Origin of the sequence: Methylocapsa sp. S129, assembly GCF_009765995.1 — a bacterium.
Classification (GTDB): domain Bacteria; phylum Pseudomonadota; class Alphaproteobacteria; order Rhizobiales; family Beijerinckiaceae; genus Roseiarcus.
The window spans coordinates 385014-407342 of sequence record NZ_LMUI01000059.1 but is presented as its reverse complement, the minus strand read 5'-3'; the positions used below and the strand labels follow the sequence as shown (position 1 = coordinate 407342).

At 62.7% G+C, this 22329-nt stretch carries 18 protein-coding genes; 9 read left to right on the top strand and 9 right to left on the bottom strand.

Annotated features, from left to right (window positions below):
* The first annotated feature begins 264 nt into the window (after window positions 1-264).
* Window positions 265-1173: a LysR family transcriptional regulator gene (locus tag GSQ90_RS30480; protein ID WP_158818734.1), complete on the top strand. Its 909-nt coding sequence runs from the start codon at window positions 265-267 to the stop codon at window positions 1171-1173.
* A 50-nt stretch (window positions 1174-1223) separates the two neighbouring features.
* Here the strand turns inward: GSQ90_RS30480 and GSQ90_RS30475 are convergent, their stop codons facing one another.
* Window positions 1224-2474, bottom strand: a complete 1251-nt coding sequence (locus tag GSQ90_RS30475) for an amidohydrolase family protein (RefSeq protein WP_158818733.1) — start codon at window positions 2472-2474, stop codon at window positions 1224-1226.
* A gap of 114 nt (window positions 2475-2588) precedes the next feature.
* Between GSQ90_RS30475 and GSQ90_RS30470 the strand changes: the two genes are divergently transcribed.
* Genes GSQ90_RS30470 through GSQ90_RS30455 form a run of 4 tightly spaced genes read left to right on the top strand, consistent with a single transcriptional unit; the run spans window position 2589 to window position 7277 of the window.
* The gene (locus tag GSQ90_RS30470; RefSeq protein ID WP_158818732.1) at window positions 2589-3794 is read left to right on the top strand and encodes an ROK family transcriptional regulator; all 1206 of its coding nucleotides are present in this window, start codon (window positions 2589-2591) and stop codon (window positions 3792-3794) included.
* Window positions 3791-4777: an ABC transporter permease gene (locus GSQ90_RS30465; RefSeq protein WP_158818731.1), complete on the top strand. Its 987-nt coding sequence runs from the start codon at window positions 3791-3793 to the stop codon at window positions 4775-4777. The genes GSQ90_RS30470 and GSQ90_RS30465 overlap by 4 nt, the downstream gene beginning before the upstream one ends.
* Before the next feature lie 19 nt (window positions 4778-4796).
* A complete protein-coding gene (locus GSQ90_RS30460; protein ID WP_158818730.1) occupies window positions 4797-5756 on the top strand; it encodes a sugar ABC transporter substrate-binding protein in 960 nt (319 codons plus the stop codon).
* 15 nt (window positions 5757-5771) lie between these two features.
* Window positions 5772-7277 (top strand): sugar ABC transporter ATP-binding protein, encoded by a 1506-nt coding sequence (locus GSQ90_RS30455; protein WP_158818729.1) that lies wholly within the window; start codon window positions 5772-5774, stop codon window positions 7275-7277.
* On the opposite strand, the gene GSQ90_RS30450 is transcribed toward GSQ90_RS30455, so the two are convergent.
* On the bottom strand, window positions 7278-8411 hold the full coding sequence (locus GSQ90_RS30450; RefSeq protein ID WP_158818728.1) for a hypothetical protein: 1134 nt from the start codon (window positions 8409-8411) through the stop codon (window positions 7278-7280).
* Between the two features lie 295 nt (window positions 8412-8706).
* On the opposite strand from GSQ90_RS30450, the gene aroE reads away from it, so the two are divergent.
* Entirely contained in the window at window positions 8707-9564 is an 858-nt protein-coding gene (gene aroE, locus GSQ90_RS30445; RefSeq protein ID WP_158818727.1) for a shikimate dehydrogenase, read from the top strand.
* Between the two features lie 210 nt (window positions 9565-9774).
* Entirely contained in the window at window positions 9775-11247 is a 1473-nt protein-coding gene (gene zwf, locus GSQ90_RS30440; RefSeq protein ID WP_158818726.1) for a glucose-6-phosphate dehydrogenase, read from the top strand.
* Window positions 11248-11303: 56 nt separating this feature from the next.
* On the opposite strand, the gene GSQ90_RS30435 is transcribed toward zwf, so the two are convergent.
* The 3 genes from GSQ90_RS30435 to GSQ90_RS30425 are packed head-to-tail and all read right to left on the bottom strand — an operon-like array spanning window position 11304 to window position 15173.
* The gene (locus GSQ90_RS30435; protein ID WP_158818725.1) at window positions 11304-12815 is read right to left on the bottom strand and encodes a GMC family oxidoreductase; all 1512 of its coding nucleotides are present in this window, start codon (window positions 12813-12815) and stop codon (window positions 11304-11306) included.
* Window positions 12816-12875: 60 nt separating this feature from the next.
* On the bottom strand, window positions 12876-13832 hold the full coding sequence (locus GSQ90_RS30430; protein ID WP_158818724.1) for a nucleoside hydrolase: 957 nt from the start codon (window positions 13830-13832) through the stop codon (window positions 12876-12878).
* Window positions 13833-13847: 15 nt separating this feature from the next.
* A complete protein-coding gene (locus tag GSQ90_RS30425) occupies window positions 13848-15173 on the bottom strand; it encodes a dihydroorotase (RefSeq protein WP_158818723.1) in 1326 nt (441 codons plus the stop codon).
* Window positions 15174-15262: 89 nt separating this feature from the next.
* On the opposite strand from GSQ90_RS30425, the gene GSQ90_RS30420 reads away from it, so the two are divergent.
* Window positions 15263-16123, top strand: coding sequence for a folate-binding protein YgfZ (locus tag GSQ90_RS30420; RefSeq protein ID WP_371418511.1), 861 nt, complete (start codon window positions 15263-15265; stop codon window positions 16121-16123).
* Between the two features lie 82 nt (window positions 16124-16205).
* A complete protein-coding gene (ribB, locus tag GSQ90_RS30415; RefSeq protein WP_158818721.1) occupies window positions 16206-17498 on the top strand; it encodes a 3,4-dihydroxy-2-butanone-4-phosphate synthase in 1293 nt (430 codons plus the stop codon).
* Between the two features lie 3 nt (window positions 17499-17501).
* Here ribB and GSQ90_RS30410 read toward each other — a convergent pair whose 3' ends face one another.
* The 4 genes from GSQ90_RS30410 to GSQ90_RS30395 all read right to left on the bottom strand — a co-directional run bounded on the left by GSQ90_RS30410 (window position 17502) and on the right by GSQ90_RS30395 (window position 22135).
* Window positions 17502-18476 (bottom strand): ABC transporter permease, encoded by a 975-nt coding sequence (locus GSQ90_RS30410; RefSeq protein ID WP_158818720.1) that lies wholly within the window; start codon window positions 18474-18476, stop codon window positions 17502-17504.
* A gap of 3 nt (window positions 18477-18479) precedes the next feature.
* The gene (locus GSQ90_RS30405; RefSeq protein WP_371418509.1) at window positions 18480-19499 is read right to left on the bottom strand and encodes an ABC transporter permease; all 1020 of its coding nucleotides are present in this window, start codon (window positions 19497-19499) and stop codon (window positions 18480-18482) included.
* Window positions 19496-21055, bottom strand: a complete 1560-nt coding sequence (locus GSQ90_RS30400; RefSeq protein WP_246731843.1) for a sugar ABC transporter ATP-binding protein — start codon at window positions 21053-21055, stop codon at window positions 19496-19498. The genes GSQ90_RS30405 and GSQ90_RS30400 overlap by 4 nt, the downstream gene beginning before the upstream one ends.
* A gap of 99 nt (window positions 21056-21154) precedes the next feature.
* Window positions 21155-22135: an ABC transporter substrate-binding protein gene (locus tag GSQ90_RS30395; RefSeq protein ID WP_158818719.1), complete on the bottom strand. Its 981-nt coding sequence runs from the start codon at window positions 22133-22135 to the stop codon at window positions 21155-21157.
* Window positions 22136-22329: the final 194 nt, after the last annotated feature.

The window sequence follows — 22329 nt, the reverse complement described above, 5'->3', positions numbered from 1 at the left end:
TTCGATGACGCCAGCTCGAAGCTCAAGCGAAAAGTCGGCGCGATATCCAGCCATCATGGTCGGCTCAGCTCCTATGCGAGGCGGGAGGCCCGGGCGCAGAAGCGGCCACACGGCGACGCCAGCGGTCCGCCGGCCTCCGCTCTGCATGCACTCCGTTTCACAATTCGCGCTCCGCCCTTGTTTTTTTGTTTGCAAATAGAAGCGGAACCGGAAGGATAGGACAATTAGGAAATTTTCGTTCTCTCAATTCAGGTTTTCAAAACTGTGCGGCCAACATTCGTTCAGCTCGAGGCGTTCTATTGGATCGTGCGCCTCGGATCGGTGAAGGAGGCGGCGCGCCATCTTCGCGTGGCGCCTCCGACGATTTCGCTGCGCATCGACCACCTCGAGGCTGAACTGGGCAGCCCCGTGTTCGAACGCGCCGGCCGCGGTCTTGTTCTGACCCAGCGCGGCGAAGCCCTGGCGCCGCGCGTCGCGTCGGTGATCGAGGAATATGGGAAGATCCGCGCGGCCGTTGAGGGCGGCGGGCAAAACACAGGCATCCTCAGAATTGGCGTCACGGAAACCTTCGCCCAAGCCTGCCTACCGGCCTATATGCGCGCCATCGCAACGCGATACTCCGTTCTTCAACTCGAATTCGTGATCAGCACCAGCGCACAGCTTGAACAGGACATTTTGGACCGCAAGCTCGACGTCGCCTTCGTCATCAATCCGACAGGCGATCCGAAGCTCACCTTGGTGCCCCTCGGCATCCAGCCCCTCACTTGGGCGGCGGCCCGCTCGTTCAATCTCCGCTCTCCCCTCCACCCCTCCCATCTGCTCGGGGTGCCCGTGATCACGAACCCGCATCCCGCGCCGATGTGGCGGCAGATTACGGACTGGTTTCGACAGGCCGGGTTGGAGCCGTCCACCGTCTGCCGCTGCAGCAGTCCAACCGTGGTCGCCCAGCTTGTGACGGCCGGCCTCGGCGTGAGTTTGCTGCCCCGGCGCCTTATCCAGAGCGCGATCGAAGCGGGGATTGTGTGCGGCCTCGAGAGCGAACTCGCGCTGCATCCCTCGCGCATGTTCGCCATCTACCGCTTTGCGGATGGCGGAAGTTTGATTCAAGAGGTCATCGCATTGGGGAGCAAGGTCATGGCCGAGGCCAAGCTCCTCGATCCTGCTGTGGATTGATTTGGGGCGGCTGCGTCGCTCTCAGCGGCCGCCTGACGATCAACATGCGTTCAAGCGGGACTTGTGAGGCGCAGCACGCGCCCCTCTTTCACAACCAGAACCGGATTTTTAACGGCCTTGATATCGATCAGAGGATTGCCGTTGAGCGCGACGATATCCGCCGCTTTGCCAACCTCTATGCTGCCCGTCTGCGAAGCGATGCCGAGCGCTTCGGCCGCCAGCATTGTTCCCGCACGCAGCGCTTCACGCTCAGTCATTCCCCATTCGACCGCCAGCAGGAATTCTGTCGCCGCTTCATGCAATGGATGCGTGGGGCCGCCAATCAGGTCCGTGCCGAGCGCGTAGCGCACGGCCGCGCGCAGCCCAAGCTTGAAATCGCGCTGCATGATGGTCCAGTGGCGTTCGTAGACATCTCGCTCCCATTGCGGATAACGATAGGCCTCATAAGCGGCGCGATGAAAATGCAATTGCGAGATTGTGGAGACTACGATCGTCCCCTTCGCCGCCAGCGTGCTCCGGGTTTCCGGCGATATGCCGTAACCATGCTCAACGATGTCGACGCCGCCTTCGATCGCCAATCGCACGGGCTCCTCTCCGATGGCGTGCGCGCTGACGAGCAGCCGATTTCGATGGGCCTCCTCCACAGCCGCGGCCACTTCCTCCAGGCTATAGGTAGCGACCTGGCGGAGCGGATCATCGCCCCAGGCGTGATACCGATCATGCACGCCGCCCTTTGAGAGGCCCAATTTTATGAAATCCGCGCCTTCCCGTACGCGCTGGCGCACGGCTTGTAACAGGCCGTCCGTTCCGTCGGCGACTTCGCCGCTCAGTCTGGCCGCTGAAAGGGAGACTGACCGGCTGTCCCAGGTGCCGGAGGTGGACGAAATGAACCCACCGGCGACTTTGAGGCGCGGCCCCTCCGCCAGCCCGTCGTCGATGGCCCGCCTGACGTCCGGCCCGATGGTCGAACCGAGGCACCGGGCGGAGGTAAAGCCGGCGCGGAGCATGCCCGCAAGCTCGTTAAGCGCGCGGGCCGCGCGATACGGCTCGCGCTCCGTGGCGAGCAGGTGCAACTGGGTGCTATCGACGCCGAAAGTATGCATGTGGGCGTCGATCATGCCCGGCATGAGCGTGACATCGCCGAGATCGTGCGGTTCGCATTCTTCGGGATGAGGCACGCCGTCATCTCCGCCGACGGCGGCTATCCGGCCGGCCTCGATCAGGATCGCGCCGTCCTTGATCGGCTGAAGGTCGCTTCCTGCGAGGACCAATCCTGCTTTCAGCCTCAATCGGTCAGGCACGACAATCTCCCTATTTGTCTATTTTTGGATTAATTACCATCAATTATTGTTCGGATTTGACATATCCGCGATGACGTGTCAAAGGCCCCGCAACAAGGGGGAAGCGCCGCGTCGATGACACCGTCACAAGCAAGACTTCGCGCCGGCGTGTTGGAAGAGCTGAGGGCGAGCGGCGCTCAGTCGCGCGCTGAACTCGCGCGAAAATTCGAGGTTTCCCGATCGACCCTATCCGCCGTGATCGCGGTTCTGATCGAAGAGAAACTCGTCGAAGAAGCGGATGGCGCACATCACGCGACCAAAGCGGCCGGACGGCCCGGAACGCGCGTCGCGCTCGCGGCGCCGAAGGGCTATTTCATCGGCATCGATTTCGGCCGCCTGTTCATCAAGGCGGCGATCGCCGATGCGAATTATCGGATCCTGGAGCAGGTCTCGTCTGATTTCGATATCGACGTGCCCGCCGACGTGGCGTTGGACCTCGCGGCGGCCAATGTCGAGACGATCATCGCGGCGGCTGGAATCGATCGAGCGGAGATCAAGGCCGTCGGCATCGGCGTTCCCGGCCCGGTGGACGCTGCGACAGGGGAACTTCACGCCGGCTCGATCCTCGCGCGTTGGGTCGGCACGGACGTGCCGGGCGGTTTGTCGCGACGTCTCGGTCTTCCCGTCTACATGGACAATGACGCTAATCTCGGCGCACTTGCGGAAAGCGTCTACGGCGCCGCTCGCGAAACAGGCGTGGCGCTTTATGTGCTTTTGTCCGTCGGCGTCGGCCTCGGCATCGTCATCAACGGACAGGTTTTCAGAGGATCGAGCGGCATAGCGGGAGAACTCGGCCACGTCGTCGTGGATGAGCACGGCGCCGTCTGTCGCTGCGGCAGCCGCGGTTGTCTTGAGGCTTTGGTCTCCGTGAACGCCCTGGCCAAGGCATTGAGCGTTTCGCATGGCGACATCTCGTCAGACGAAATGCTGCGCCAGGCCGTCGCTGGCGACGTGGGCGCGAACAGAGTCGTGGCCGACGCCGGCGCTCTGGTCGGCCGTTTGGTCGGTCATCTCTGCAACTACTTCAACCCCGAACTCATCATCGTCGGCGGTGAACTGATGCGCGCCGGCGAAAGCCTGTTTGCGCCGCTCAAGGAGGCGATGCGCCGGTTTTCCATTGCGCGCGCGACAGAGAATGTCCGGGTCGTGCCGGCGATGCTTGGCGAACAGGCCGAACTCATCGGGACACTGCTGTTTGCGGGCGAAAAGGCGCGGGCAGCCGAGGCGCGGCCGACGTCTGCCGCGACTGTGGGTCGAAAGGCGAGAGGACAATCATCATGACGCCGGTCGACGGCGATTCTGCTGCTATCCGGCGGGAAAAGGCTGCCTGGCGATGGGCGTCGCTTTCCACCTATGCGCTGGCGATCATCTTCGTGCTGCTGTTGATCGGCTTCTGCCTGTGGGTGCCGCATTTCGCGACCTGGGCCAATTTCGCCAATGTGCTGCAGCGAAACTCCATCATCGGCATCGTCGCCTGCGGCATGTTGTTGATGATCGTGACCGGAGGGTTCGACCTTTCCGTCGGAGCGGTCGGCGCGATGTCGTCGGTGGTGGCCGCGGCTTTGATCGTTCAGGTGTCGATGCCGCTCGGCATCGTCGCGGCTCTCCTTCTCGGGCTCGCGGTCGGCGTCGTCAACGGCTTCTTCATCGCCAAGATAGGCATCAACCCCTTTGTCACGACGCTTGCGACGCAGGTGCTGGTCACCGGTTTTCTTTTCGTGGGAACCGCCGCGCAGCCGGTCTATGGCGTTCCCGAATCTTTCACTGTGCTCGGGCTCGGGCGCATTGGACCGATCCCGATCCCCACCATCATCTTCGCAGCGGTCGCGACCGTCACCTGGGCGATCCTGCGGTTCACGACGCTCGGCCATTACATCTACATCGTCGGCGGCAACAAGACCGCCGCCCGGCTCGCTGGCATCAATGTCGACCGCGTCATTCTGACAACTTACGCGCTCGGCGGCCTTTTCGCCGCGATTGCGGGCGTCGTGCTGCTCGGCCAGACCAATATCGGTCAGCCCGCCAGCGCGGCTGACTGGCCGCTCACCGCGATCGCCGCCGTTGTCGTGGGCGGCGTGCCGCTGAGCGGGGGCGTTGGCCAGGTCTGGAGCGCGGTCCTCGGAACCCTTCTGCTTGGCGTCATCGCCAACGCCCTCAACCTCATCGGCGTGTCGCCATTCTGGCAGCCTGCCGTGACCGGCGCGGTCATTCTCGTGGCCGTGGGACTCGACAGTTATCAACGTAAGCAGCGCGAGTTGCGCTGATCATAGGGAGGAGTAAGTCATGACGCTTTACACACGCCGATTTGTTCTCGCAGGGGTCGCCAGCCTCGCCTTGGCGGCGAGCGCGGGCCTCGGCTGGGCGCAGCAGGGCAAGCGGATCGGATTCATGATCTGGAACACGTCCGTGCCCTTCTATTCCAACCTCATCAAGACAGCGAAAGAGACGGCCGAGAAGAACGGCCTCAAGCTCGACCTTCAGAGCGGCAATGGCGATCTCGCCACCCAGATCTCGATCGTTCAGCAGTTCATCGCCCAGCAGGTGGATATGATCTTGATCGCGCCAAGCGATCCCAAAGGCATCGTACCCGTGATCAGGCAGGCGACGGCCGCCAACATTCCCGTGATGGCCGTCAACACCAAGGCCGACATCAGCACCGGCGCCAAGGTGGTGACCTATGTCGGCGTCGACGATTTCGTCTTCGGCCAGCGCCAGGGCGACCTCGTCGTCAAAGCGGTGGGAGAGAATGGCAAGATCGCCTATATCCTCGGCAAGCTCGGCACATCGGCTCAACTCGATCGCGAAGCGGGTCTGATGGACACGCTGAAGAAGCATCCCGGCATCGTCGTTGTCGAGAAGCAGGCCGCTGACTGGGATAATTCCAAGGCGCTCGCCATCACCCAAGATTTTCTGAGCAAATATCCGCAAGGCGCCGTCAACGCGATCGTCGACCAGGGTCCCGAAGGGGTGAACGGCGCAAACTTCGCCGTGGGAGCCGGTCGTACGGATGTGAAGTTCATCATGGGCGACTATCCGCTGGATGTTCGCAATGCGATCATTAAGGGGACGGTCTATGGCACCGTCGATCAGGATCCGGCGCCGCAAGGCAAGGTCGCCATCGAGGACGCCATACTCTCGTTCGCCGGCAAGGGCGACCAGATTCCCTCGCCCAATCACTATCTCGACCTGCCCACGATCACCAAGGAGAATGTCGAGAAATATCCGGCGGCCTGGGGCGGCTGAACAGGGATACGGCCGATGCTTCTGGAGATGCGCGACATCCGAAAGAGCTTTTCCGGAGTTCAGGTTCTCCGAGGCGTCGACTTCTCGCTGAAAGCCGGTGAAATCCATGCTCTTGTCGGCCACAATGGGGCTGGCAAGAGCACGCTCATGAAAGTGCTCGGCGGGAACTACGCCGACTACGACGGCGAAGTTCGGCTCGACGGCGAGGAAGTCAGGCTGGGCGCGCCGCGTGACGCTCTGCAGCGCGGCGTCGCCATCATCTATCAGGATTTCTCGCTGGTTCCCGATCTGACGGTGGCCGAAAACATTGCGCTCGGACGAGAGCCGCGCGGCCGGCTCTCCGGCACAATAGCCTATGGGCGGCTGCGCGACCGGTCGAAACAGGAAGCCGAGAGGCTCGGAATTGCTCTGCCCATGGACATGCCCGTGCGCCGGCTTGGCGTCGGCGCGCAGCAGATGACGGAAATCGTCCGCGCTTGTTCGCAGGACGTCCGTATCCTCGTGATGGACGAACCGACGGCCCGCCTCGCTCCAGCCGAACGCGAGCTTCTGTTCGCCACTATGCGCAGGATGGCCGCGGAGCAGCAGGTCGGCATCGTCTACATCAGCCATTTCCTCGACGAGGTCCGCCGGCTCGCCGATCGCATCACGATCATGCGCGATGGCGCGGTCGTAGAAACTGGCGCCGGTTCGTCCTACACGGTCGACAGCCTCGCCAAATTGCTCGTGGGCCATGAGATTGTCGCAAGCTTGAGGCCCACACAGGCGGGGGGCGCGGCGGACGGGGCGCGGGAGGCGCTTAACGTCCGGGGCCTCAGCATTCACGGCCGGCCTCCGATTGATCTTTCGATCCGGCGCGGCGAGATCGTTGGGCTCGCCGGGTTGGTAGGCTCGGGACGCACGCGTTTCGCAAGGGCGTTGATAGGGGACGTTCGTAGCGCTGGCCGCGTCGAGGTTGGCGGGCGGCTCATGAAGCGGCGCAATCCCGAGCGCGCGACCCGATATGGTTTGGTGTTGACGCCGGAAGACCGCAAAGCATCCGGATTGGCGCTGACCTCCTCCGTCGAAGCCAATATCGTGGCGAGCGCCCTTGGCAAACTGCTGGCGACCGCGGGCATCGTTCATCCAGGTAGTCGGGCGCGCATGGCTCTCGACATGATCCAGCGCTTCGCGATCCGCCCGCCCGCGCGAAAGAAGATCGTCGGCCAGCTCAGCGGCGGCAATGCTCAGAAGGTCCTGCTCGCACGCGCGGTCGCGTCGCGGCCGAAGGTCATGGTTCTCGATCAGCCGACGGCTGGCGTCGACATCGGCGCCAAGGCGGAACTGCACAACCAGATCAGGCTGGCGGCGCAGCAGGGCGCGGGCATCCTCGTCATTTCGGACGATCTGGACGAACTGCTCGACCTCAGCGACCGCATCGTCGTCATGACCGCGGGAGCGATGAGCGGATCGTTCCGCAAGGCCGAACTGACCCGCGCCAGCCTTCTGGCCAATATGAGCAGGTTGCCAGGCCGCGCATGATCAGGTCCTGAACGCTTTGAGTCCGGCCAGCATCGCGTCGCCCTTCTCGCCGCCCCGCATGTCGAGAAGGTCGGTGAATGTGAAGACGCAGACGCCTTCGACATCCGAAGCCTCAAGCGCGTTCAGCGCCAGCCTGAACTCCTCCGCGGTCAGCTCGCTCTTGCGGCCCCGGCCGGCGTGCATTCCTTCGAGATAGAGAGCCTTCGCCTGCAGCGTGCAGATCGCCTCGCGCCCGCTGCGCTTCCGGATGTCCTCCGCGACCGCGGCCGGCCAGGTCGGGGGCTTCATGAGGATCTGGTGATAGGCCATCACTTCGAAAATATCGACCACGCTGGAAAGCGCAGCGATGTCCTGGCCAAAAACTTCCTCGACCGCATTGTCGAAGTCGGATTGGAAGAACGGCAGGGTGTTTATCGAATATTTGAGCCCGCTCCGCACGGATGCGAGTTCGCGCCGTATGCGTGCGATGGCCGCGACAGTCCTGGCGCATTTCCAATCGGTCCAGGCTCGGCGATGACTTTCGTGGATGATCCGCGCCGAGACGATGGGATCGCTGGCGTCGACCGATAGTCCGAGATCGCGATTGAAAGCGCTGACCGTTCGACTGGAAAAGCAATATTCCGGTTTCTCGGAGCGCGCGTCTCCCGGCAGCCATGTTTCCCAGAAGCCGGGCCAGCGAATGAAGCCGAGATGCACGGCGTCCGGCTGCAGCGCGGCGACGCCGCGGCGAAGAAGATCGATCTTGTGGGTCAGGTTTTCTTCCCGATCCGGGGGCAGGCCAATGTACCAATCTTCCTGCCGGGCGGCGCGCCCGCACTGGTCGATCGCAACCGAACCTGGATGCGCATCGGAAAAGGCGGGATCGAAGCAAATATTCAGGCAGGCGAAATAGGCGATGCCTCTCTCCCCTAAGAGCTTCCGAAAGGCCGCGTCGTCGAGTGCGTCATAGGCCTGCCTGTCGGCCTCGGCGATCGCGCTCGCCACCGCCGAATTCGACATGGGAAGGAACTTGCTCTGGGCGATCACATAGGTGACGCCCCATTCCGCCAGGAGGTCGGCAGCCTGAACAGCGCTCATTCGGTGACGAAGAAACCAATCATTGTCGTAGATCTTGACGCCAAACCTCAAGTTCACGAATTCCTCCCTTCGAGGAGTGGCTGCTTGGCCGTCTCTTTATGTGGTTGCCGACTAAGGGCGAATGAACAACCCCAGAGCAAGATCAATTCAGAAATTAACACGCTCTGCGGCGCTGGCACAGACCGCCGGCGATGTCGCGTAGATTTTCGTTGGATGCAATTTGACGGCGCCTTCGACTGGCGGGCCTCGGCGACGCAGGATTTCTTTATCTTTGCTATTGCGAAGACCAGAGATTTTTGTTGCGTTGCTCGCCGATCGATTGTTCGGTGAACAAGCAAAGCCCGAGGCGCCCATGCCTGAAACCCATAATTTCCTCAGCCAGCTTGTCGGCTCCTTCGCCGTGCCCGCCGCGGAGAATCCCACGGTCGCGATGGTCGAAGCGGCTTTCGCGCATCATGGGATTGATGCGCGCTATATCAATTGCGAGGTCGCGCCGGCCGATCTTGGCGCCGCCGTGCGCGGCGCCAAGGCGATGGGTTGGCTCGGCTTCAATTGCTCGATCCCGCACAAGATCGCGGTCATCGCGCATCTCGATTCACTCGCCGAATCGGCCGCGACGATCGGCGCCGTCAATTGCGTTGTCCGCCGGCAGGGGCGGCTTGTCGGCGAGAATACGGACGGCAAGGGCTTTGTCGAATCTTTGCGCACGCTTGCCGACCCGAAGGGCAAGACGTTCATTGTGTTTGGCGCCGGCGGCGCCGCGCGCGCCGTCGCGGTGGAATCGGCGCTCGCCGGCGCCAGCGCGATCACCATCGTCAATCGCGATCCCGCGCGCGGCCGCGAACTTGTCGCGCTGATCAACGACAAGACGCCTGCCCGCGGCGATTTCGTCGCCTGGGATAAAACCTATCGCGCGGCCGAGGACGCCGACATTCTGATCAACGCCACTTCGATCGGCCTATTTCCCGATGTCGAAGGCCGGCTCGATCTTGATCTGGCGAGTTTGCGCCCCGCGATGATCGTCGCCGACGTCATTCCCAATCCGCCGCGCACCTTGCTAATCCGCGAGGCGCAAGCGCGCGGCTGCCGCACGCTCGACGGTCTCGGCATGCTCGTCAATCAGGGCGTGATTGGCGTGAAGCACTGGACCGGGGTGGATGTCGAGCCGGGCGTGATGAGGCGGAGGCTGGTGGCGCTGTTTGGGGCGTGAGGACGGAGCGAGGCGCAGGCGGCCTCGGTTCGGGAAATGTCGCAATGAGTTCATCTCGTCACAGTTGCGCATTAAATCGAACGAAAATCGGCAAATAGGCGCCGTTAGCGGTAATCCCGGGCGCTGACGAAATAGGTTGCAAGCGGCGCCGACATTGCATGATATCGATCAAATCCGACCGCCGGCGCGGCGGGGCATCGCAACGACAGGATGGGCGCTTTGGCTAAGATTCCTCCGGGAGTAGGTCCGAAATATCCGCAGGTTCTCGTGCTCGTCGGCGCCACGGGCGACCTGTCTCAGCGCAAGCTGCTGCCCGGCCTATTCCATCTATGCAGCGCCGGGTTCATTCCCGCCTGCCGGATCATCGGCGTCTCGCTGGATTCCATCGACGTCGAAGGTTTTCGCGCGATCGCGCGCGGCGCGCTCGATAAATTCTCCCCCCGCAAGGCCAGCGATGCCGACTGGGCGGCCTTTTCCGGGATATTGGACTATGTGCCGATGGCCTCCGGTCCCGAGGCCCTCAAGGCGGCGGTGGAGAAGGCGGAGCGGGATTTGGGCGGCGAAAGCCGCCGCGTGCATTATCTCAGCGTGCCGCCCGCAGCGGCCCTGTCGGCCGTGAAGCTGCTGGCGGAAGCGGGTCTCGTCGAGCGGTCGCGGATCATCATGGAAAAGCCGTTCGGCACGGATCTGGCGAGCGCGAAAGTGCTGAACGCCCGGCTGCACGAGGTCTTTTCCGAGGACCAGATTTTCCGCATCGACCATTTTCTCGGGAAGGAGCCGGCGCAGAATATCCTTGCGTTCCGTTTCGCCAACGGCTTGTTCGAGCCGATCTGGAACCGCAATTTCATCGACCATGTGCAGATCGACGTTCCCGAGACCTTGGGCCTGGGCAAACGCTCCGCCTTCTACGAGGCGACCGGCGCCTATCGCGACATGGTGGTGACCCATCTGTTCCAGATTCTCGCCTTCATGGCGATGGAGCCGCCGACCGCTTTGCTGCCGGAGCCGATCAGCGAGGAAAAGAACAAGGTCTTCCGCTCCATGCTGCCGATCGAGCCCAAAGATGTCGTGCGCGGCCAATATGCGGGCTATCGGGCTGAAGAAGGCGTCGACCCCGAATCCGACACCGAAACCTTCGTCGCGCTGAAATGCATGATCGACAATTGGCGTTGGGCCGGCGTGCCGTTCTTCCTGCGCACGGGCAAAAGGATGGCCGAGGGGCAGCGGATCATTTCGATCGCGTTCCGGGAAGCGCCCAAGAGCATGTTTCCGGTGGGGTCGGGCGTCGGCGCGCAGGGCCCGGATCATTTGACGTTCGATCTCGCGGACGCTTCGAAAGTGTCGCTGTCCTTCTACGGCAAGCGGCCCGGCCCCGGCATGCGGCTCGACAAGTTGAGCATGCAGTTCGCACTGAACGAGACGGGCCTGATCGGCGAGGTGCTCGAAGCCTATGAGCGCCTCATTCTCGATGCGATGCGCGGCGACCATACTTTGTTCACGACCGCCGAGGGCATCGAGCGGCTGTGGGAAGTGTCGATCCCCCTGCTGGAAGCGCCGCCGCCGGTTCGTCTTTACGCGCCCGACTCCTGGGGGCCGAAGTCGGTCCACCAGCTCGTCGCTCCCCATGCCTGGCGATTGCCCTTCGAGCGCGCTTGGCGTAACCCCAACGCTTCGGGGAGCTGATCCGGCGCGCTTGCGCGGACGCCGGAATCACGAGCATGCGTTCGCCGCGCCGTCGCTTATCTCGCCGACGCGCGGATGAGGTCCGACGCTTTCTCGCCGATCATGATGGAAGGGGCGTTGGTGTTGCCGCTGACGACATCGGGCATGATCGAGGCGTCGGCGATGCGCAGACTTGTGACGCCATGGACGCGCAATTGCGGATCGACAACGCTGGCCGCATCGACGCCCATCCGGCACGTCCCGGCGTGATGATGATAGGTCTCCGACACTTCGCGCACATAGGCCTGCAGCGATTGCCTGTCGCTCTTGCGCGGCCAGACCTCGGCTTTGCGCCATTCGGCGAAGGCGGCGTTGTTGAGAATCTCGCGCGAAACTTCTAGCGAATGCACCAGAGCGTTCACATCGGCCTCCTCGCGGAGATAGCCGGGATCGATATGCAGGACCGCATCGGGATCGGCGCTGGTCAGACGCATCTCGCCGCGCGAGATCGGCCGGATGATTCCAGGCGCGATCGCATAAGCGTTCGGCGGGATGTCGAGATAGGGCAGGGGCGGCGCCATATTCATGAAAAGCGGCTGATGATCGGGGCCGATCAGGCGCGAATCCGTCTTGGCGAAAAGATGCGCCTCCAGAATATTGTGGCGCGGCGGCGGAACGGGCTTTTTCGCCTCGTGGATGACGAAGGTCAGGAAGTGATCTTGCAGATTCCGGCCGACGCCGGGCAGATTTTGTACGATGGGAACGCCGAGCGTTTTGAGATGACCGGCGTCGCCCACGCCCGACAGCATCAGCAGTTTGGGCGAACCGAACGCGCCGGCGCTGAGGATGGTTTCGCCGCTCGCTTCGGCGCGCCGCACAGCCCCCTCATGCCAATATTCGACGCCCATGCAGCGATTGCCCTCGATAACCAATCGGCGAACGTGCGCCTGGGTGAGGACGGTGAGGTTGCCGCGATTCATGGCGGGCCGCAGGAACGCCGCCGCGGCGCTGCAACGCTGGCCGTCCCTGACGGTCAGATCGCAGAGCCCGATGCCGAGGGCGGATTCACCCGCGAAATCGTCGTTGCGTTCGATGCCGAGCGCGCGCCCCGCGTCGAGGAAAGCCTCGGTCAGCGGATTGGGCGCTTCGATCCGCGAGACGCTCAGCGATCCGTCGGCGCCGTGATAGCGTCCGGCGCCGCCCCAATAATCTTCCGACTTCTTGAAATAAGGGAGGACGCTTTCATAGTCCCAGCCGGCATTGCCCAGATAGGCCCAGTGATCGTAGTCGGCGCGATTGCCCCTGATATAGATCATGCCGTTGATCGAACTGGAGCCGCCCAGGACTTTACCGCGCGGCAGATAGAGCGCGCGGCCGGCGGCGCCCGCTTGCGGGGCTGTCGGCAGCCGCCAGTCATCTTCCGTCATCCAGAGCCGCCAGGCATGCGCCGGAATATGGATATCAGGATTGGAATCGGGCCCGCCCGCCTCAAGCAGCAACACCCGCGCGTCGCCGCTTTCGGAGAGCCCGGCGGCGATCACGCATCCGGCCGAACCCGCGCCGACGACGATGTAATCATAGCCAGCCAAGTTGTCCCCCCCCTTATGCGATTCTTCTGATCGATCGCGCGCGCGGCAGCGGCCTGGCGGCTATGTCGTACGTTTGGCGAACGTCGTCATCAGCATATCGAAAAACCTCGCCCGGTCGGCGTTGAGCGCGACATGGCAATTGGGCGCGCGCGTCGTCCGCTTCTCGTGATCGACTACGGTGCGGCCCATCGTATATTCGCCGCGTGTCTCGATCACGACATTGAGGAATTTCGTATCGATCACCTGGGGATCGACGAGCGCGGCGATGCAGACGGCGTCGTGGACGGGCGCGGTTTGCGGCACGCCGGTCGGCTGATTCGCCTCATAGCCCCCGATCCTGAATTCGACGAGTTGCGCGGCGGCCTCGCCAGCATTGGTGCCGAGCGCGCGCAATTGCGCGCATTGATCGAGGGAAATGAGGGCTTGATGGGTGGCGTCGAGCGGGACCAGCGTGATCTTGGGAAACGCCGCCTCCATCACGACCGCCGCGGCCTCGGGATCGGCCCAGATATTGAACTCGGCCGAAGGCGTGATGTTCGATTTGTCGATCGCGCCGCCCATGATGATGAGTTCCGATACATTGCCCGCGAAAGCCGGATCGAGGGCGGTGGCGGCGGCGAGATTGGACAGCGGTCCGACCGCGACCAGCACGATTTCTCCCGGGCTTTTGGCGAATGTGTGCACGAGATATTCGGGGGCGGAAAGCGGCTGCTTGATGGAGCGGGCTTCTGGAAAGGGCAGGGTGGCGAGATGAACCTTCGCGTCGCGCTTTAGCGCGCGCGGCACGGGAAAGTCGCTGCGCACGATCGGCTTGGCCAGCCCCTCATAGACGGGAATGTCGCCGCGGCCGATCCAGTCGAGGGTGCGGAGGCTGTTATTCGTGCATCGCGCCACTTCGACATTGCCGTTGACGGTGGCGACGCCCAGAAGTTCAAGATCGGGATGAAGCGCCGCGAGCATAATGGCGACCGCGTCGTCAGTGCCGGTATCGCAGTCCAGAATAAGTTTGCGCGCCATTGCGAGTTTCTCCGATTAAAGCGCTTCGCCGAAACGCACCGGCGCCCCTTGCGCGGGCGCTGTCAACTCACCTTCCCACATCACGCGGGCCCCGCGCACAATCGTGCCAACCGGCCAGCCGATGACTGTCTTCCCGTCATAGGGCGTCCAGCCGCAGTGCGAGGCGATCCAGGCGTCGCGGATCGTCTCGACGCGCTTGAGGTCGACGATGGTGAAATCGGCGTCATAGCCGGCGGCGATGCGGCCCTTGCTGGCGATGCCGAAGATGCGCGCCGGGCCGGCGCTCGTCAGGTCGACAAAACGCTGCAAAGTGAGGCGTCCAGCGGCGACATGGTCGAGCATGACGGGAACAAGCGTCTGCACGCCTGTCATGCCGGACGGACTATCGGGATAGGGCTTGGCCTTTTCGGCAAGCGTATGGGGCGCGTGATCGGAGCCGAGCACGTCGACGATCCCTTGCGCGATTCCGCGCCAGATTCCTTCGCGATGCTGGGCGCCGCGCACCGGCGGGTTCATCTGCAATTTCGCTCCAAGGCGCGCATAATCCTCGGCGCCCAGCGTCAAATGATGCGGCGTCGCCTCGCAAGTCGCGACATCCTTGGCGTCTTGGAGAAAATCGATCTCCTCCAATGTCGAAATATGCAGGACATGGACGCGCGCATGCGCTTGCCGGGCGAGCGCGATGAGGCGCTGCGTGCATTGGAGCGCGGCGATTTCGTCGCGCCAGACCGGGTGGGAGGTGGGATCGCCGGCGACCCGCAGTCCTTTGCGGGCGTTGAGCCGCGCTTCGTCCTCGCTGTGGAAGGCGGCGCGGCGGCGCGTCTTCTTGAGGATTTCGAGCACGCCCGCATCGTCGGCGACGAGCAGCTTGCCTGTCGAGGAGCCCATGAACACTTTGATGCCGGCCGCGCCCGGCAGGCGCTCGAGTTCGGGAATGTCGCCGACATTGTCATGCGTGCCGCCGACCCAGAACGCATAATCGCAATGCATGCGGTTCTTGGCGCGCGCCAGTTTGTCTTCGAGCGCGGCGGTCGAAACGGTCAGCGGATCGGTATTGGGCATTTCGAACACGGCGGTGACGCCGCCAAGCGCCGCACTTCGAGAGCCCGATTCCAGATCCTCCTTATGCGTCGCGCCGGGCTCGCGGAAATGCACCTGGCTGTCGATCACGCCGGGCAGGATATGCAGGCCGCGGCAGTCGATGATTTCGCCGGCCGAAGCCTGGGCGAGGTCGTTGATCGCCGCGATCCGGCCGCGTGCGACGCCGATGTCGCGCGCGCCGATTCCATCCTGATTGACGACGGTTCCGCCGCGAAGGATGAGATCGAAGATCTGCGGCATAGACGTTTCCCAAGCTTGCGTGCGACGACTGGCGGACTAACTAAGGCGCACGCAAGATGCAAGCGCCCCCGGAGACTGACAGAATGACAATCCATAGGACCCTGCTCGAAGATAGGGGCGTTTTGCGGGTCGCGGGCGAGGATTCCGCGAGTTTCCTACAGGGCTTGCTGACCAATGACGTGGAAGGCCTGGCGGTCGGCGCAGCGCGCTATGCCGCGCTGCTGTCGCCGCAGGGCAAAATCCTGTTTGATTTTCTTGTCCTGCGCGTCGGCGCCGAGTCTGGGAAGGCCTTTCTCGTCGACTGCCCAGCCGCGCAGGCTGGCGAACTCGCCAAGCGACTCGGCTTTTATCGCTTGCGCGCCAAAGTGACGATCTCGGATGAGAGCGCGGATCATGCTGTGATCGCAGTCTGGAAGGAAGGCGAACAGCGTCTCGAACAGTCCACCGCCATGACGGATGGGGCGGCTGAAGGCCTATGCTACGTCGATCCGCGCGACCCACGGCTTGGCTCAAGGGCGATTCTGCCGCGCGCGCAAGCCGCCGCCCTCGCCAACAGTGACGTCGACGACTACGAAGCGCATCGCATCAAGCTGGGCGTGCCCAAGGGCGGCGTCGATTTCGCTTATGCCGACATTTTTCCTCACGACGCGAATCTCGACCTGCTGCATGGCGTCGATTTCGAAAAGGGCTGCTATGTCGGCCAGGAAGTCGTCTCGCGCATGCACCATCGTGGCGGCGCGCGTAAGCGGATCGTGCGCCTGACGCTCGCGGGCGCCGCCCCGGAGCGGGGGACGCCGGTTCTGGCGGGGGAAACGTCCATCGGAACGCTGGGTTCGGCGGCGAACGGGCGGGCGCTGGCCCTGATGCGCCTTGATAAGGTCGAGGATGCGCAAAGCGCTGGGCGCCCGCTTACAACAGGGGGCGTCGGCGTCACGACCGAGGAGAAATGAATTTACTGGGAAATTTCGTTTTCATTTAAATTATTTCATATCTTTAGTTGAACTAAAGACTCTTTCATCCTATGTCTTCGCCATGAAGCTCGCCGACTGGCTCATCCGCAATGGCGTCAAGCGTTCGGATTTTGCGCGCCGTATCGGCGTTTCGCCTGGCGCGGTCACGCAGATCTGCAAGGACGAGGGCGCCTGGGTTTCGCGCGAGACGGCCGAGCAAATCCTCGCCCAGACGCGCGGCGCCGTTACGCCCAACGATTTTCTCGCGCTTGCCCCCGCTCCAAACCAGGGAACTGAAATGTCGCATAACGTCACCCAGGCGGTCGAAGCCTTCGCGCGGGGCGAAATCGTCGTCGTCACCGACGACGACGATCGCGAAAACGAAGGCGACCTGATCGTCGCCGCCTCGCATTGCACGCCCGAGAAAATGGCTTTCATCATCCGCAATTGCTGCGGCATCGTTTGCGCGCCGCTCACCGCGCGGGACGCGCAGCGCTTGAATCTCAACCCGATGGTGGCGATGAACGATGCGCCGCTTGGCACCGCCTTCACTGTTTCCGTCGACGCGCGCCACGGCTTGACGACGGGCATTTCGGCCGAGCAGCGGTCCAATACCGTGCGCGCGCTCGCCAACGGCAATATGGGCGCGAATGATTTCGTCCGCCCCGGCCATGTCTTTCCGCTAATCGCCAAGGAAGGCGGCGTCCTGATGCGCTCAGGCCATACGGAAGCGGCCGTCGATCTTTGTAAACTTGCCGCTGTCCCGCCGGTCGCGGTGATTTGTGAATTGGCCAATGACGATGGCACGGTGATGGTCGGACCGCAGATCGCGGAATTCGCGGCCAAGCACAATCTCAAGCGCATTTCGGTGGCCGACCTGATTGCCTACCGGCAGTCGCGCGAAAAGCTGGTCGAGCGCGTTGGGACGTTCCCGGTCAAGACGCCGATCGGCGAACTCTCAGGCTATGCCTATCGCACGCCTTTCGATTCCGTCCTGCACTTCGCCTTCGTTCATGGCCATGTGGGCGACGGGCGCGATGTGCCCGCCCGGCTGCATCGGGCCGATATTCTGGGCGACATATTCGGCGGCGGCATTATCCCGCGCACTTTGCAGCGCTTCAAGGACGAGGGGCGCGGCGTGCTGGTTTATTTGCGCGACGGTTCGGCGGGCGTGCCCGCCAATCTCGCCGGCGCCGAACCGGCGGGTTCGGAGGGCGCGCGCGCCAATCAATGGCGGGAGATCGGTCTTGGCGCGCAAATCCTGCGCGACCTCGACGTCTCCTCGATCCGCCTGCGCACCGACAGCCCGCGCAAATATGTCGGGCTGGCGGGCTTTGGCATTGAGATTTCGGCGGTGGAGGGGATCGACAGCTAGAATTTAGCGGGCTTCCACGCGCTCCGCCCGCCCTGTGAGTTGCGATTGCAGGATAACGACAATCAACAGGAACACGCCGCGGATCACCGACTGCCAATAGGCGGATAGGGAGATGAATCCCATGCCGTTCTCGAAATTCAGCACGTTGAAAATCAGACCGAGCAGCATCACGCCGGCCAAAGTGGCGCCGACCGAACCGAGGCCGCCGGTCAGCAAGGTGCCGCCGACGACGACCGAGGCGATGGCGAACAATTCCCAACCGACGCCTTCGATCGGCTGTCCCGCGCCAAATTGGGACGCGAGGATGACGCCGGCCAATCCCGACAGGCCGCCGCTCACGACATAGACCAGAAACTTGATGCGGTTGACCGGTAGACCCATCATGCGGCTCGCATCTTCATTGCCGCCGATCGCCAGCACCGTACGGCCTGAGCTGGTGAAATTGAGAACGATCGAACCCACGACGTAAAGGATCGCGGCAATCAGCGCGGGGATCGGAATATTGTAAAAGTCGCCCTGGCCGAGATCGGTGAACCCGCTGTCGTAGGACACCGAGACCGATTGATCCCCGGCGAGCAACAGCGCCGCGCCGTTCGCCGCCAGCATCGCGGCGAGCGTGGCGATAAAGGGCAGGATGCGCAGCCTGACGATGACAAAGCCGTTGATGAGGCCGATGCAGAGCCCCGCGCCGACGCCGCCGAGCGTTCCGGCCATTGTGCCGTAGGGACTGAGCAGCGCCGAGACGACGCTGCCGAGCGCCGCGGTGGCGCCGACCGACAAATCGATGCCGCCAGTCATGATGACGAAGCACATGCCCAGCGACACCAGTGCGAACATCGAATTGTAACGGAGCACCGAGGTTATGTTGAACAGCCCGAGAAAATGATCGTAACGCAGCCAGCCGAACAGGATGAGCGCCGCCAAAGCGATCAGCACGCCCTGGCTTGAGAGAACAGATGCGATCGATGTTTTTTTCACGGCTCAGGCCCTCCCTTGGCCCTGGAGCCAGACCGCGGCCACAATCAACGCCGCCTTGGCGAGTTTGGCGACGTCGTCGGGGACACCATTGGCGAGCATCGTGTAGCGCACAAGTTGAATGATCAGCGCGCCGATCAGCGTGCCGGTGATGGTCGCGCGCCCGCCGCTGAGCAGCGTGCCGCCGACCGCGACCGCGGCGATGGCGTCAAGCTCCATGCCGAGCCCGACCTGGTTGGCGTCGCTCGACGAGTTGATGGCGATGACCACCAGTCCGGCGACGCCGGCGCAAAGGCCGCTGATGCAATAGACCCAGCGCTTGACTTGCGCGACCGGCACGCCTGACAGGCGCGCGGCGCGCTCATTGCCGCCAATGGCGAGTATCTGTCGGCCGAACAGGCTGCGCTTGAGCACCCAGGCGGCGACCACGACGAGCACGATCATGATCGCGACTTGGATCGGCAGGCCGCGATACACGTCCGTTATAGCGAACAGGCGGCCAAGGCCGATCCACTGGAACGCATCCAGTTTGAAGGGCTGCAAATTCCCGTTGGTCATCACCTGCGCGATACCGCGCCCGGCGATGAACAACACCAGGGTCGCGATGATCGGCTGAATGCGGAAACGCGTAATCAGCCAACCGTTGAACCAGCCGAATGCGCCGGCGAGCAAAACAGCGACAATCATCGCGACCGCGACGGCGAGGTGGATTTCGCCGATATTGAAGACCTTGTTCAGGAAAATGATCGGCGCGATCGCGCCTGAAATCGCCATAAGCGAGCCGACCGAAAGATCGATGCCGCCGGTCGCGATCACCAGCGTCATGCCGACGCCGACAATGACGATCGCCGCCACTTGCGTCAGATTGACGTCGAGCGTCTGCATCGCCAGGAAATGGCGCGTGAAAAGGACATTGAAGATAAGAAGCGCGACAAGCGCTCCTAACGTCGAATAGCGCATGACCGCAGCCAGCGCATCGATCCGCCGGGTCGCCGCTGTAGGCCCTTGAGTCTGGACCTGGCTCAAGACGCGCTCCCTTCGGCGACGAGGTCGCTATCGCCGTGCGCCATAGCGGTCATGACGGCGCTTTCGGTCGCCTCGGCGTGGGAAAATTCGGCGACGCTTCGCCCCTCGCGCAAGACAAAGACGCGATCGGAGCCTTCGAGCACTTCTTCGAGTTCGGAAGAAATCATCAATACGGCAAGTCCTTGATCGGCAAGTTCCTTGATGAGGCTTTGGATCTCCGCTTTTGCGCCGACATCGATGCCGCGCGTCGGTTCGTCAAGAATGAGCAACTTCGGATTCATGGCGAGCCATCGCGCCAACAGAACCTTTTGCTGATTGCCGCCCGAAAGCTCTCGAATTTTCTGGTCGGGCCCGCTGCATTTGACGCCGAGCCGCTGAATGAATTTCTCGACAATGGCGCGCTGCTTGGCGTCGTCGACGATGCCGGCCCTGGCGAGCTGCGGCATGAGAGCGAGGGTCAGATTTTCCGCCACCGACATTTCCGGCACAATGCCTTCCAGTTTGCGGTCTTCGGAGGAAAAGCCAATGCCGGCCTTGATCGCCTCGATCGGCTCGCGCGGATGAATCGCCGCGCCGTCGAGGGACAAGGCGCCTGATTGCAACGGGTCAGCGCCGAAAACCAACCGCGCCGTTTCGGTGCGGCCGGCGCCCAGAAGGCCAGCGAAACCGGCGATTTCGCCACGCCTCACGCTGAAAGAGACATCGTGAACCTTATGACCGGCGGCCAGACTGTTGGCGGTGAGCACGACATCGCCGATGCGTCCGCGCCGATCGCCAAAGGCGGTGGCGCTTTTGGCGACTTGCGCGATGTCGCGTCCCAGCATGCTGGCGACGAGTTCAAGCTTGCCGATGGAAGCCATGTCGGCGGTCTTCACCGTCCGCCCGTCGCGCATGATCGTCACACGGTCGCACACCGCATAAAGCTCGTCGAGCTTGTGGCTGACGAAAACAACCGAGACGCCTTCAGCCTTCAACTGGCGGATCACGTCGAACAACACTGCGACTTCGCGTTCGTCGAGCGAGGAGGTCGGCTCGTCCATGATGACTAGCTTCGCCTTGAAGCCAATGGCTCTTGCGATGGCGACCATCTGTTGGGTCGCGGTGTTGAACCGCAGCAACGGCTTGCGCACATCGAGATCGATTTTGAATCGCGCCAGCAGTTTGCGCGCTTGCTCGTGCATCGCTTGCCAATCGAGCAGGCCATAGCGGCGGCTTTCCCGTCCGAGACAGATGTTCTCGGTGACGGAGCGAAAGGGTACGAGATTGATTTCCTGATAGATCGTGCTGATGCCGTTGTTCTGCGCATCCTGCGGCGAGCGCGCTTCGAAAGGGGCGCCGTCGAAAAGAATTTCGCCCTTATCGCGACCGATATAGCCGGTCAGGATCTTGATCATGGTCGATTTGCCGGCGCCGTTCTGACCGATTAGCGCTTGGACTTCGCCCGGAGCGACCTCAAGCGAGGCCTCGGAGAGGGCTGGAATGCCGCCAAACGCCTTGCTGACCGAACGCATCGAAAGCAAAGGAGAAACCGATGGGGAAGTCGCCGACGCGGTCATATCAGCCCGTCTCATGCCTGGACAACAAAATGGTCCGCCCGCCGACGAGATTCGTCAAGTGGCGGGCGGACCTGGGGAGGCCAATGAACTTAGATGACCTCAGTACGAGTCGGCGATGCTCGCCGCTGCGTTGCTGGCGTCATAGAAGCGATCGGTGTTCGTCATCGTCGCAGGGATCTTTTCGCCCTTCGAATATTTGATCGCGGCGGCGTAAGCGGCCGGACCGAACTTCGGATTGCATTCGACGGTCGCGCCCATCTTGCCGTCGATGATCGCCTGCAAGCCATCCTTCTCTCCGTCGATCGACACGACGAGAATGTCCTTGCCGGGCTTCTTGCCCGCCGCTTCAATCGCCGAAATGGCGCCGATCGCCATTTCGTCATTGTGCGCGAAGATGATGTTGGCCTCGGGATGAGCCTGCAACAGCGCCTCAGCGGTCTTGCGGCCTTCGTCGCGGTTGAAGTTGCCGGTCTGCGAAGCGACAATTTTCAAGCCAGGGTTCTGGGCGATGACGTCGTCGAAGCCCTTCTTGCGGTCGTTGGCGGGCGAAGAGCCGGTCGAGCCTTCGATTTCGAGGATGATGCCTTTGCCGTCGACCTTCTTGACGAGCCAGTCGGCAGCCTGCTTGCCTTCGAGCAGGAAGTCGGAGCCGATGAAGGTCACATAGTCCACGCCAGCCTTGGCGAGGTTCGGGTCGACGCTGCGATCGATCAGGAACAGCGGAATGCCGGCCTTCTTGGCGGCCATGACGGCGGGGATCAGCGGCTTCTCTTCGCGAGGCGAAAGGAAGATCGCATCGACGCCCTGGGCGATCATGCTGTTGACGTCGGCCACCTGCTTGGCCGCGGAGCCGGCCGCATCGGTGTAGACAAGCTGCCAGCCGAGCTTGGCGGCTTCGTCTTTCATGCTCGCCGTCTGCGCGAGGCGCCAGGGATTGTTGCTTTCGGTCTGCGCGAAGCCGACCTTGTAGGTTGCTTTCTGCTTGAGGGGCGGCAGGCCATCGGCCATAGCCGCGGTGACGGCGAAACCGGCGATCGCCACGGTCGCCATAAGCGCCATACGGCGCGAGATAGATACCATCTAAGTTCTCCTTGATCGTCTCCCCAGTCGCCGTGTTCGGCCGACCTATTGCTAATAGAGCGGACAAGATTATTATCAGTCAAGCAAAAATATGACTATTGCAATGCACTATTTATGTTGCGCCGCAGCGCCAGTCGAAGCGCGACGAGAGACGTGAAGAATTTGCAGCCAGGCAGACGCGCCTCATGTCCGCT

Bases quoted from the DNA above. Each gene is read 5' to 3' on its own strand.
- GSQ90_RS30470 (WP_158818732.1), top strand. From the start codon at position 2,589: ATGACACCGTCACAAGCAAGACTTCGCGCCGGCGTGTTGGAAGAGCTG.
- GSQ90_RS30425 (WP_158818723.1), bottom strand. From the start codon at position 15,173: ATGCCGCAGATCTTCGATCTCATCCTTCGCGGCGGAACCGTCGTCAAT.
- zwf (WP_158818726.1), top strand. From the start codon at position 9,775: ATGGGCGCTTTGGCTAAGATTCCTCCGGGAGTAGGTCCGAAATATCCG.
- GSQ90_RS30430 (WP_158818724.1), bottom strand. From the start codon at position 13,832: ATGGCGCGCAAACTTATTCTGGACTGCGATACCGGCACTGACGACGCG.
- aroE (WP_158818727.1), top strand. From the start codon at position 8,707: ATGCCTGAAACCCATAATTTCCTCAGCCAGCTTGTCGGCTCCTTCGCC.
- ribB (WP_158818721.1), top strand. From the start codon at position 16,206: ATGAAGCTCGCCGACTGGCTCATCCGCAATGGCGTCAAGCGTTCGGAT.
- GSQ90_RS30465 (WP_158818731.1), top strand. From the start codon at position 3,791: ATGACGCCGGTCGACGGCGATTCTGCTGCTATCCGGCGGGAAAAGGCT.
- GSQ90_RS30460 (WP_158818730.1), top strand. From the start codon at position 4,797: ATGACGCTTTACACACGCCGATTTGTTCTCGCAGGGGTCGCCAGCCTC.
- GSQ90_RS30400 (WP_246731843.1), bottom strand. From the start codon at position 21,055: ATGACCGCGTCGGCGACTTCCCCATCGGTTTCTCCTTTGCTTTCGATG.
- GSQ90_RS30395 (WP_158818719.1), bottom strand. From the start codon at position 22,135: ATGGTATCTATCTCGCGCCGTATGGCGCTTATGGCGACCGTGGCGATC.
- GSQ90_RS30455 (WP_158818729.1), top strand. From the start codon at position 5,772: ATGCTTCTGGAGATGCGCGACATCCGAAAGAGCTTTTCCGGAGTTCAG.